A 10,359-nucleotide genomic window follows, 5' to 3' on the forward strand; every position below is an offset into this window, starting at 1 on the left:
CAATCAATAAAGCAGTGGAGGCATTAACGTAGAACCATGTTAGAAATTAAAAATCTTCACGTACAAGTAGAAGGAAAAGAAATTCTTAAAGGCGTAACATTCACGATTGAAAAAGGAAAAGTCTACGCCCTTATGGGTCCCAACGGCTCAGGAAAGAGCACACTCTCAAAAGTTATCATGGGCCATCCCCATTATGAAGTGACCGCAGGAGAGATTCTCCTTGACGGAAAAGATGTACTCTCAATGAGCCCTGATGAGCGCTCACGCGCAGGGCTTTTCATGAGTTTTCAACAACCTGTTGAAATTCCTGGCGTTACTATGTCCAGTTTTCTGCGCATGGCGGTGCAAGCACATCAAGAAGAAAAGCTCAACCTTGTTGAGTTTCACAAACAAGTGAAGGAGAAGATGGCAGAGCTTGGTATTGACTCCGCGTTCTTACGCAGATACTTAAATGAAGGTTTTTCAGGAGGTGAGAAGAAGCGTGCAGAAATTCTACAGATGGCTCTTCTCAAACCATCCTTTGCAATTCTTGATGAAACCGATAGCGGACTTGATGTTGATAGTCTTCGCGTAGTAAGTGAAGGTATTAACAAACTACGAGGCTCAGATATTGGTATTTTGCTTATCACGCACTACACAAGAATACTCAACCACATTGAACCAGATGTTGTGCACGTGTTGCGCGATGGAAAAATCGTCAAAAGTGGCGGGAAAGAATTAGCACATGACATTGAAGAGCATGGCTACGACCACATCTTAAACAACTAAAACCATGAACAAAGAAGACGTACAAGCGATTTTAAAAACTGTTGTTGATCCCGAATTAGGTCTTGATATTTGGCACTTAGAGCTCATTCGAGATATTAAGATAGAAGGTAACACTGTGTTTATCACCATGACTTTCACCTCTCCGATGTGTCCGTATGGACCTCAGCTTATGCAGGAAATTGAGCAGAAGATACGAGCGGCAGGAGCAGAAGAGGTTGACTTTACTATTACGTTTTCACCTCCTTGGCAGCCAAGTGAAGAAGTACGAGAACTACTCGGCCTAAGTTAGGCGTAAGGGTGAAAACCCGATTCTAGTTCGTACTGTGTCGCTAAGATCAAAGGATATTCGTGACGATCAAACTCTTCGTACATGCGCACAAGTCCCGCTCTTTTGCGCAGGGCAGGGGGAACTATGCGTTGCAACCTTCTTTGAAGGGACGGTTGAAAAAAACGGCGAGTTACATACTTTTCAAAGTGTTTATGATCTTTTTGAATGACGTGATCTATCCAAAACGCTACGCGCTCAGATTCAATAATTGAGAGATGGTTGTATCGTGCAAAGAGAATGTTGATCGCTCGGTGATCAAGACCGGATTCTGCCGAGACCACATTGTCATACGTAGGAACAAAACAGGTAAGCTCAACTCCTGGAGGTAGATCTTTTTGATAAAGTCTCAATGCGAGGTTATTTCCTGGCTCCATTTGACGTGCTGATTTTCCAGGACCAAAACAGGCAAGGAGGGTTCCTAAGTATGGGGATGCTAAAGAGATTATTTTCTTCACGTTTGAAGGAAGACCTATTTCTTTTGCGATAACTGCTTGCGTTATACCTCCCATGGAGTGTCCCAACATGACGATGTTGCGAGAATTCTGTTGGGCTATTTTTTGTAATTGCTTGCTACTAAGCTCTGCTTGTCTTCGTATGTCGTAGAGGAATGGTTTTGCAAAAGCGTAGATTTCATACCCTTTGTTTGCAAGCAAGGGGAGAATTGGTTGAGTAAAATTGTTTGCACCATAACCGTGGTCAAAGTAGATTATAGGTTTTTGCGTATCTACATTTCGTGCAATGCGTCTCACACTACCCTCGCCTCTAAACGTATCAAGACCGTATGAGGTAAGTGCAGGAGGAATGACTCGGGAAAGAGATCTTACATCTCTTAGCGTTGTTCTGATCAAGCTCTCAAGATCCTCTTGAAGAGAAGGGATATGTTCTGGCATAAGTGTGTGTAAGAGAAGAGGCGTATATATACTTTAAGTGACTTCCAAAAGGTGACGATTATCCGATGTAACTCGTCTCAGAAAGGCCTTTCAAGCGTTTGATTTTTTTTGATTTTACTCCTTGCGTGTCAAGAGCTTGTTCAAGTGCTTGGTTGAGTTCATCAATTTCTTTGTCAAGTTCTTTAAAGTTAATTTTGAGTTTTAGTTTCTTGTCAAGGATGTAGAGTAATTCTCGTGCGGATTTAAGACCTAAGTACGCAGCGTGATTGTATGTTTCAGCGAGTAGGCAAATCCCTTTTGTCTTGTACTGTTTTGATAGTCCTACAAGAAGACCCGTCACTCCCACAATAGGACCTACTACGCCATAAATGTCTTTTTTCACTTTAATACCCTTAGTAAATTCTGTAACTACTTTTTTTTCTGCGCCTGTGCAATACACATTGGGTTTTTTTGGAAGATGTTGCAAACCAATGCCTCCAAGCGTGATGATGTGTTCACCTCCTAGACCTGCGAACCATTCAAGAATTTTCACAGTAAACGCGTAGGAAGAGCGCTCTTCTGATGGCTGTACATCTCCTGTAAGAATGAGAATATCTTGCTTGTTTGCTTTTGCATGGTATATTTCTATGAGAGGTAACTCAACAAGGTTTTTCTCATTAACGAAGACAGAATTGGGAAGATCAAAAGAGAAGACATCATAGATTTTCTTTGCCTGAAGTTCATCAATGAGGAAGTCTGCTGCAATCTTACCCACGTTTCCAATCCCTGGAAGCCCCTCAATAAGAAGTGGTTGGGTGAACTTGAGATTTTTCTTTAGTGCACGTAATTCCCAATCTACCATTTGCCCTCTTTTTGCAACAATTCTCTTTTAGCCCTACGCCTGTACTCCCCCATGGGATCCTCAGGACTGTATTTTGGAGGAAATGTAGAGAGTGTTTTCTTCCCACCTACTTCTTCTTTCATAGTATACTCATGTGTTTGAGGATGTTTGTAGAGGTGTTTCATGTTCGAGTGATTGCGATTTCTCCTTCAGGTCCTCTAATAGCTGATGTTAATACATCCGATGCTTTCTTGAGAACTTTTTCGGCGGATTTGTAGTCTTCATCAACAACTTTGAGCGCGTATCTTCCACCTCCAAGATACGTGATGGAAATTTGATCTGAAACCTTAAGCGTGTCTTGTAACGCTTTTTTAATAACCTCTATTCCGTTTGGCGCGTAGGATTTGATTGATACTTCTGCTGAAATGCTTACTTGGGGGGGCTTGATACGAGTTGTGATTACTTCTAGGAGTGTTTCTTCTACTTTTTTAGGAAGTTTTGCTTCTTTTATGAGCTCGTGATCAAGAGCAATGTCTTCAAAGTAATTGAAGATGGTATCATATTCTTTGAGCGCGTAGTCTGCAATTTTCTTTGCAATATCCATCGGGTTTTCTTTACATTGTTCTGCTACATAGGTGATAATTTGTGTTGCTCTTTGAGCTTGCTTGATCTCATCAACTTTTTCACGTCTTTGAGCATCAGATACTCGTCTGAAAGAAAGATCAATGTGTCCCTTTTTTTTGTCAATGCGAAGAACTTTGCAAACGATTTTTTTGCCTTCAACAACGTAGTCACGAATGTTTCTGATGCGACCAGGGGCGATTTCAGAGATGTGAATCATTCCTGAACGATCCCCCCATTCATCAAGAGTGACGAAAACAGAAGTAGGATAGACTTTCGTTACTGTGCACATGACGAGTTCCCCTTCTTCGGGAAATTCTGGTCGTGCCATTTAGAGAACTTCTAGAATTCTTGCTTTGATTCGGGCTTTTCCACCAGTGGATTCAGCAAGTGGTTTTTCGCATACGAGGCATCTCACTGTGGTTGCGGGTTTTCCGAAAACAATTTGCTCATTTTTGCATTTTGCGCAACGAACTTTGATAAATTTTGAGCTAGGATCCATTTTTAGATAAACTCCACTTTTTTTGCCCTAAAACCTTTACTTTGGGTAAATGTTTTGTTACATTCTGTGCAGGTGTAGCGCAGGTCTACTTTTTTGGATGTTTTCTTCCCAGTCATTTTAAATTTGTTGATGGGAGGTTTTGATCCGTAACGTCCAAGGTTTCCAAATCCTTTTCCAAAACCTGAACGCGCTTTTGACCATCGTCCAATGGGACGTGCTGAACCTGGAGTTCTTTTCTTTGCTTGTGCCACTTTGTGCTCAGTGTGTTTTTTACACTTTGGGCATGCGCGTTTCCTTACTTTGGGTAATTTCATGATTCTGCTCGTTTTGCCTTTCCAGTTTTGATGAGGGCGTTTGCGAGTTCTTTGGGAACCGCAGTTACCGTGTTTTTTTCAAACGGACCGTAAATTTGAAGGTCTGGACCCACGATTTGATCCACCTCTTCAATGAGTTGTATCCTTAGTCCTTCTTCATCAAGGATAGCATCTGTTTTTAAATCTTGTGGTTTAAAAGGAGGGGTTTTCTCCTTGATTTCAGGCTCCTGAGAGGTCGTATTGCTCTCTTGAGAAGACGTAGTCGTCTCTTCAAGAAGTTCTTCATCCTCGGTGTTTTTTCGGGTTTCTGAGCGTTGTTTTTGTTCTTCTGAGAGTTCTTGCGTTCCAATTGGAAGCATTCCATTAAGAAGCCTCCAGAGAACTTCTTTTCGTTTAAGTGCCAATTGTGTTGTGATACTCTCGTAAAGTTCTTTTTCGGAGTCAAGCATGTTTTCCGTGTTTGCAAGCTTTGCCCCCGTACGTGATTCGTTGATGGCCATATCAATGATTTTTTTCTCGCGCCGATCATATAATTCTTTGAGAATGCGTTTTATGTTTTCTAAGAGTATGCGATTTTTCTCTCGTTCGCCCCCTACGAAGATGTTGGATTCATCAACTGCTTGGTCAAACACTTCTTTTTTCTGATTAATGTAGTGAAGAACGTGTGCGTAGAATTGTTTGTCAAGGGGTTGTAATTCTTCTCTTTGTTTTTCTAGTCGTAAGATTTCAAAGAGTTTTTCATAGGTAATTACAACTTCTGACATGGTTCCCCCAGGAGTTTTTCATTCTACATGTTTGCGCATTCTTGTTGCGCGTCCTAGCAGCGCTTTTAAGATCTGTATACGTAGTTCTTCTGCACTTCCAAAACCTGCTAGCTTATATCTCCTTTGAAGAAGTGTCTATAAGAATGCTTTAAATAAATTTGGTAGTGTAACCCTTTGTTTTATTAAGGAAAAGGAAAGAATAATCAACTATGCGAGCAAAACTAGGATACCACAACATCACCTTCGCCGAACAAGAAGACAGCATTCGCCTCACCCTGCTTGAGCACTTCATACATGATATTCCACGCTCCACTCTTGAAGCAATAGCACCCGTTCACGTTGAAGAAGGAGATCTTGTCTTTGAAGGCATTTCTGAAAAAAAAGCCGAAAACAAGTTTTTTCGCATTCTCGACCACGCTTTGCGCAACCTCTACTCAACTGCCACTAAAAAACCTGTCTCCTACGTCCACTCAGAATCGGGCATCCCTCTGATGGGCTGTATTGCCTTTGGCATAGTAGATAGGGGTACGGATATGCTTGAAATAAAACCGCTTACAGGCTGCAATATTAACTGTATCTTCTGTTCCGTTGATGAAGGAATATCCTCAAAGAAAACCACCGATATCGTGGTTGAAGCAGATTACTTAATTGAAGAAACACGTAAACTCCTTGAATTCAAAGAACATAACGGTGTTGATATTTACTTGAATCCGCATGGAGATCCAACGCTTTACGCTGATTTAGTCTACTTAGTTAAGGGGTTGCGCACACTTCCACAAGTACGTGTCGTAACCATGATCACCAACGCACAATTACTCACACAGGAAAAAATTGACGAGCTAATCAAGGCAGGACTTAATCGTATTAACATCTCTATTTCCGCAACGGATGAGCTTGAAGGAAAAAAAGCAGCAGGATGGGGACAGTATGACGTTAAACACGTCATGAACATGGTTGAATATTGCTCCGAGCGTATTGAAACCTTTATCGGTCCAGTGTACTTACCAGGAGTTAATGAGCAATCCATTGAAGATGTTGTTGCTTGGGCAAAACATCTTAACGTCACCATTGGTATTCAGAACTTTCTCCCCTATAAAGGTGGAAGAAACCCTGTAAAAGGTGTTTCAATGGAGAAATTCTTTGAATTCTTAAAGCGCTTGGAAGAAAAGTACGAGGTGAACCTCACCTCTTTTGATTATGAGTTGATACCAACAAAGGAGCTCCCCATGCAGTTTAAGAAAAACGATGTGGTAAGGGCAGAAATTGTTCTTCCTGGACGTTACGCACATGAGAAAATAGGAAAAGCAGGAGATCGTTGCATCACGATTAGAAACTGCACACAAGAATCAGGAACGCTCAAAGTAAAAATCATCAAAGCAAAGAATAACCTATTCACAGCAATTCCTCTTTAGAGGACAACAGTCTTTTTCTAAAACAAACATTGTTCACTTCGTGAAAAATATGCGGATGCACAGTACCCTCACCATTTTTGCATAAGCAAAAAAAATGGTCTTAATGAGCAGGATAAGAAGAAGAAAAAAGGAAAAGATTAAGGTTGAAGGTCGGTTAAGACCTTCATTTCTAAACCGCGTTTAGACCAAACTTATCCGTTAACAGGTGTAACGGTAAAGCTACTTGGGTTGGTAACGGAAAGTCTAACTTCCTTACCAGCAAGTTCGCCTGAAGCTTGGTAAGCCTCGTAGTCAGCAAGGACACGGGTTGCAGCAGTTGTATCTTCTGCGTCGTATCCAGCAACAACGATTGCAACGTTGTCACCTGACTCGTAGAGCTTAATCATAGCTTCGTTTGGTCCAAGACCTGATGCGTCACCACAAGCAGGGTATGAAAGACCCATAATCTGTGCGGAGATAGCGTTTACACATGGTCCACCAACGGAGATGATGTTTGCATCAGTGCTTGATACTTGACTTGCAAGTAGAGCAGCACCTACATCAATTCTGTTTGGCTTCTCAATGGTAACAGTTCCAGCTCCACCAGCTGCGGTTGTGGAAACGGTTCCAGCAGTAACGAAGACTTGAGCTCCTCTCTGACCTGAAACAGGGTACTCGATTTCGATTTTCGCTGCGTCATTAGTATCATCAACAACGCTGACGAGAGCTCCGTATGGAGTCATACCTGTTTCAAGGTTGTCATCTTCTTCGTGGCTGTTGAACTCGAAGAACTGGTTTTTGTTGTTAGGCAACACAGATGCATCGAGTTCGTTTCCTCCAGACGCAATAACGATAGTTGCGTTCCACTCTTCATCAACGGAAACTTCGCTTCCTGTTTTGTTAACAGGACCTGCGCCATCAAATTCCGTTGCAAGCGTCTTGAAGACGATGTCAAGAGATGATGCAGTTTCGCTTCCAGATTCACTTGCTGGGAGTCCGATAATCATTCCGCCTTTGGTGGTGATGTTTACTGCATCTCCTGCGAAGTCGTTATCTGCGTTGAGGTCAATTGCAAGACCCGCTCTGCTGTTTGCAGTGGATTCGTTTACGTAGAAGTCGAATGTTTTACCGCCAACGATCAACTCACCTTTGTAGGTTGATGGATCGTAGGTGACTTCTTTGTTTGAACCTGTTGCTTCATCGCTGAAGGTAACAAGTTTTGAATCCGTATCGATGCTATCAAAGGTGTACACGTAGGAGAAAGTGTTTTCATCCTGTGCGTTCTTTGATGCGAGAACGAATGAATCGTCTTCATCGATGGTCCAGTTGAGCGGTGATGCTGCAGGGGACTCTACCCAGTGGAGAACTTCGTTATCTCCTGTTTTAGCGTCTCCAACAACGATGTTTGATCCGCTTAACTCAGCAAGTCTTACATTGTACATTGCTCCAGCAATGTTTTCGAAGACGAGTCTGTATTCGTCATCTCCTTGTGGGTTGAGTTTTACAACAGAAACGCCTGTGTCTGCAAGACCTTCGTATCTGATATCGAAGGTGTCTGAGAGAAGTGCTTCTGGTTCATCGAGGAATCCTCTAAGAGATTCTCCTGCAGGGATGTAGATATCATCGCCGTCTGCACTATCTGCTGCTACTCTGAAGCTGATACTGGAGATGGTAATGGTATCGTTGTTGGTTCCGAAGTTTCCGGAAATTTCTACATCAACTGCTTCGATGTTCTCGTCACTTGCTTCTAAGCTTCCATCAAATCCGCTGGAGAGCACGTTGTCTTTGAGGATGAGTTTGCTTGCTCCAAGGTAGAATTCTACGATGTCGCCGCCTGCTGTTTCACCAGCTTCGTTAGCAAGAACGTCTCGAATACCGATTTCAGTACCATCAGAGAGTTTATCAGTGTCTCCTTCAGCAAGTTTATCGGTGATTTCACCATTGACTTTCAATTTAACGTAGTCTTTACCTGCGTTTCCTGAGTCTGCGATGATCACTGCAGTAACTTCGTAGTCAACGCCATCAATGGTGTAGGTTTTGGTTTGTCCTTCTTCAAGGGTGTCGGTAACATCTCCTCCAAGAAGGGTGAGTTCTACACCTTGGTCGGAGTTGATACTCTTTGCCTGAACAACTGCGTATTGTTGTCCGAGGATGTTGAGTGTTTCATCTTCGAGGTCTTCGAGAACGTTGTCTGAAGTTACATCTGATTCGAGGCCTTCTTCGAATTCAAGTTCGTATTCGAACATGACATCTCCATCTTGGAAGAGGAGGAAGTCTCCTACTTCGTCATTGTCAGTTACCGTGTATTGAACAGCTCCTGCGTCGATGGATGAGCCTTCCTTGAAACGGATGTATTGGTTGTAGTCAGTGGTTCCTCTGTCAGTTGAAACAGTTCCTGAAGCAAGCGCTTCGAGATCATCTCCTGTGACAGTTTCACGCACATCTCCGATGTTCTCGTTGATTTCGAGAAGATCTGATGATGAGGAGATTTCTACTGCATCACCTTGAACTGATACGCCTGCTGTTCCTCCAACGTTTACCACTTCTGTGGTTGTTGAGGAGAACTGAAGTGCAATTGCAATATCAGTAATTCCGATGATATCTGCTGGTGCAGCGTCGTCTCCCACTACGAGTAGTCCGTTGAACTTTCCATCCTGAACGAATGGTTGTGGGTAGTCTCCTAGATCGTATGCTTGAGCAGTTGCACCAAGGATGGTTGCTCCTACCATGGAAGCTCCGATTCCTAGAGCGGAGATTTTTTTCATTGCTTTTCTTAGACTTTTCATCTTATCTAAACACCTCCCGTCTAAACGGGTAGTTTTATTTTTTTGTTTTCACTTGTTTTTGAGGGCTTTGTGAAAGCCGAAGTTGTCATTGTTGTGTTTGGTGTTATCGCTTGATTGTCGTTGTCGTCGTCGATAATGGTAGTCTCTTGTAGGGTTGCAAACAACGAAAAGGGTTTATAAAAGTTGTGTATGATTTGCCTTTGTTCGTAGCAACAAAACACGTATAGCGTCTGAAAGCCTTAAAATCAAGGACTTCTGGGTCGCACCACCCCAGAGTAGCTAAAAGAAAAAAAGTCCCTTCGTTTATAAAGAAAATAGCACGACAAGGAATGATTACACTACTTTACGCGTCCTGCGAAAACACCCCTTAACGCAACCTTTAAAAAGGGGTCGGCTCCACACACAAACCTATGGAAAACTCAAGACCTCTTGACGCACTTAACAATGCACGCGGTAAGCGAGTAATGGTAGAGCTCAAAAACGGAGCTCACCTCTCAGGTATCCTCGAAGCATTTGATATTCATGTCAACACTGTGCTCAAAGACGCACAAGAAACAAGAAATGATACAACGCGCAACCTTGGTACCGTCTTCATTCGAGGAGACACTGTTGTGCTCATCTCACCAACAGAATAAGAACAATGGCAATCTCACAAAAAAGATCACGAAGAAAAGTTTCAGGCGGTAAGTACAACCAGAAACGAAAAGTCAAACAATACGAACTTGGTGGGCGACCTGTTAACACCACCATCGGGAAATTTCGTAAGAACATTGAACGCGTTCTCGGCGGTAACACCAAGACCAAACTTCTACGCACCGAGTTTGCAAACGTTTACGATCCTAAAGCGAAAAAAACAATCAAAGCGAAGATAGTAAAAGTTGTAGAAAACCCTGCTAATCGCTTCTTCGCAAGACGAAACATCATTACTAAAGGCGCAATCATTGAAACAGAAAAAGGAGTTGCAGTTGTAACTTCACGACCTGGACAAGATGGTTGTGTAAACGCTAAACTACAATGAGTAAAGGAACAGCAGCACAAGGAAAACACTCAGGAAAGAAAACCCACATCACTTGCAGAAGATGTGGAGGTCATACCTATCACGCATCCCACAAAAAATGTGCTAAATGTGGTTATGGTGCTTCAGCCAAGATGAGAAGTTACTCTTGGCAGAAGAA

General features: G+C 42.5%; 14 protein-coding genes. 6 read left to right on the forward strand and 8 right to left on the reverse strand.

The window, feature by feature from the left end:
- Window positions 1-36 precede the first annotated feature (36 nt).
- Both sufC and D6774_03065 read left to right on the forward strand, forming a co-directional pair.
- Entirely contained in the window at window positions 37-768 is a 732-nt protein-coding gene (sufC, locus tag D6774_03060) for a Fe-S cluster assembly ATPase SufC (protein RME77849.1), read from the forward strand.
- 4 nt (window positions 769-772) lie between these two features.
- Window positions 773-1,057 carry a metal-sulfur cluster assembly factor gene (locus D6774_03065; protein ID RME77850.1) on the forward strand — a complete coding sequence of 95 codons (285 nt, stop codon included), beginning with the start codon at window positions 773-775 and terminating at the stop codon, window positions 1,055-1,057.
- On the opposite strand, the gene D6774_03070 is transcribed toward D6774_03065, so the two are convergent.
- Genes D6774_03070 through D6774_03100 form a run of 7 tightly spaced genes read right to left on the reverse strand, consistent with a single transcriptional unit; the run spans window position 1,054 to window position 5,007 of the window.
- Window positions 1,054-1,986, reverse strand: coding sequence for a hypothetical protein (locus tag D6774_03070; protein ID RME77851.1), 933 nt, complete (start codon window positions 1,984-1,986; stop codon window positions 1,054-1,056). The two genes, D6774_03065 and D6774_03070, sit on opposite strands and share 4 nt — an antisense overlap.
- A gap of 58 nt (window positions 1,987-2,044) precedes the next feature.
- Window positions 2,045-2,827: a hypothetical protein gene (locus tag D6774_03075; GenBank protein ID RME77852.1), complete on the reverse strand. Its 783-nt coding sequence runs from the start codon at window positions 2,825-2,827 to the stop codon at window positions 2,045-2,047.
- Window positions 2,821-2,991 (reverse strand): ribosome biogenesis protein, encoded by a 171-nt coding sequence (locus D6774_03080; GenBank protein ID RME77853.1) that lies wholly within the window; start codon window positions 2,989-2,991, stop codon window positions 2,821-2,823. Before D6774_03080 ends, D6774_03075 begins: the two co-directional genes overlap by 7 nt.
- A complete protein-coding gene (locus D6774_03085; protein RME77854.1) occupies window positions 2,988-3,758 on the reverse strand; it encodes a translation initiation factor IF-2 subunit alpha in 771 nt (256 codons plus the stop codon). Before D6774_03085 ends, D6774_03080 begins: the two co-directional genes overlap by 4 nt.
- Entirely contained in the window at window positions 3,759-3,929 is a 171-nt protein-coding gene (locus D6774_03090; protein ID RME77855.1) for a 30S ribosomal protein S27e, read from the reverse strand.
- 2 nt (window positions 3,930-3,931) lie between these two features.
- A complete protein-coding gene (gene rpl44e / locus D6774_03095) occupies window positions 3,932-4,243 on the reverse strand; it encodes a 50S ribosomal protein L44e (GenBank protein RME77856.1) in 312 nt (103 codons plus the stop codon).
- A complete protein-coding gene (locus D6774_03100) occupies window positions 4,240-5,007 on the reverse strand; it encodes a DNA replication complex GINS family protein (protein RME77857.1) in 768 nt (255 codons plus the stop codon). Before D6774_03100 ends, rpl44e begins: the two co-directional genes overlap by 4 nt.
- A gap of 209 nt (window positions 5,008-5,216) precedes the next feature.
- Between D6774_03100 and D6774_03105 the strand changes: the two genes are divergently transcribed.
- Window positions 5,217-6,419 carry a radical SAM protein gene (locus D6774_03105; GenBank protein ID RME77858.1) on the forward strand — a complete coding sequence of 401 codons (1,203 nt, stop codon included), beginning with the start codon at window positions 5,217-5,219 and terminating at the stop codon, window positions 6,417-6,419.
- A 191-nt stretch (window positions 6,420-6,610) separates the two neighbouring features.
- Here D6774_03105 and D6774_03110 read toward each other — a convergent pair whose 3' ends face one another.
- On the reverse strand, window positions 6,611-9,184 hold the full coding sequence (locus tag D6774_03110) for a hypothetical protein (GenBank protein RME77859.1): 2,574 nt from the start codon (window positions 9,182-9,184) through the stop codon (window positions 6,611-6,613).
- A gap of 410 nt (window positions 9,185-9,594) precedes the next feature.
- Here D6774_03110 and D6774_03115 point away from each other — a divergent pair, with 410 nt between their 5' ends.
- From D6774_03115 to D6774_03125, 3 genes are all read left to right on the forward strand, one after another.
- Entirely contained in the window at window positions 9,595-9,819 is a 225-nt protein-coding gene (locus D6774_03115; protein RME77860.1) for a small nuclear ribonucleoprotein, read from the forward strand.
- A 5-nt stretch (window positions 9,820-9,824) separates the two neighbouring features.
- On the forward strand, window positions 9,825-10,202 hold the full coding sequence (locus D6774_03120) for a 30S ribosomal protein S8e (protein ID RME77861.1): 378 nt from the start codon (window positions 9,825-9,827) through the stop codon (window positions 10,200-10,202).
- Window positions 10,199-10,359: 50S ribosomal protein L37e (locus D6774_03125; GenBank protein ID RME77862.1), on the forward strand; the 161-nt coding region annotated here is incomplete at its 3' end. The genes D6774_03120 and D6774_03125, both read left to right, overlap by 4 nt.

The sequence above is a fragment of the Candidatus Woesearchaeota archaeon genome (assembly GCA_003695435.1).
GTDB lineage: Archaea > Nanobdellota > Nanobdellia > Woesearchaeales > UBA11576 > J101.

Coding starts and splice junctions, on each gene's coding strand:
- sufC (RME77849.1), top strand. CDS start 37: ATGTTAGAAATTAAAAATCTTCACGTACAAGTAGAAGGAAAAGAAATT.
- D6774_03065 (RME77850.1), top strand. CDS start 773: ATGAACAAAGAAGACGTACAAGCGATTTTAAAAACTGTTGTTGATCCC.
- D6774_03070 (RME77851.1), bottom strand. CDS start 1,986: ATGCCAGAACATATCCCTTCTCTTCAAGAGGATCTTGAGAGCTTGATC.
- D6774_03075 (RME77852.1), bottom strand. CDS start 2,827: ATGGTAGATTGGGAATTACGTGCACTAAAGAAAAATCTCAAGTTCACC.
- D6774_03080 (RME77853.1), bottom strand. CDS start 2,991: ATGAAACACCTCTACAAACATCCTCAAACACATGAGTATACTATGAAA.
- D6774_03085 (RME77854.1), bottom strand. CDS start 3,758: ATGGCACGACCAGAATTTCCCGAAGAAGGGGAACTCGTCATGTGCACA.
- D6774_03090 (RME77855.1), bottom strand. CDS start 3,929: ATGGATCCTAGCTCAAAATTTATCAAAGTTCGTTGCGCAAAATGCAAA.
- rpl44e (RME77856.1), bottom strand. CDS start 4,243: ATGAAATTACCCAAAGTAAGGAAACGCGCATGCCCAAAGTGTAAAAAA.
- D6774_03100 (RME77857.1), bottom strand. CDS start 5,007: ATGTCAGAAGTTGTAATTACCTATGAAAAACTCTTTGAAATCTTACGA.
- D6774_03105 (RME77858.1), top strand. CDS start 5,217: ATGCGAGCAAAACTAGGATACCACAACATCACCTTCGCCGAACAAGAA.
- D6774_03110 (RME77859.1), bottom strand. CDS start 9,184: ATGAAAAGTCTAAGAAAAGCAATGAAAAAAATCTCCGCTCTAGGAATC.
- D6774_03115 (RME77860.1), top strand. CDS start 9,595: ATGGAAAACTCAAGACCTCTTGACGCACTTAACAATGCACGCGGTAAG.
- D6774_03120 (RME77861.1), top strand. CDS start 9,825: ATGGCAATCTCACAAAAAAGATCACGAAGAAAAGTTTCAGGCGGTAAG.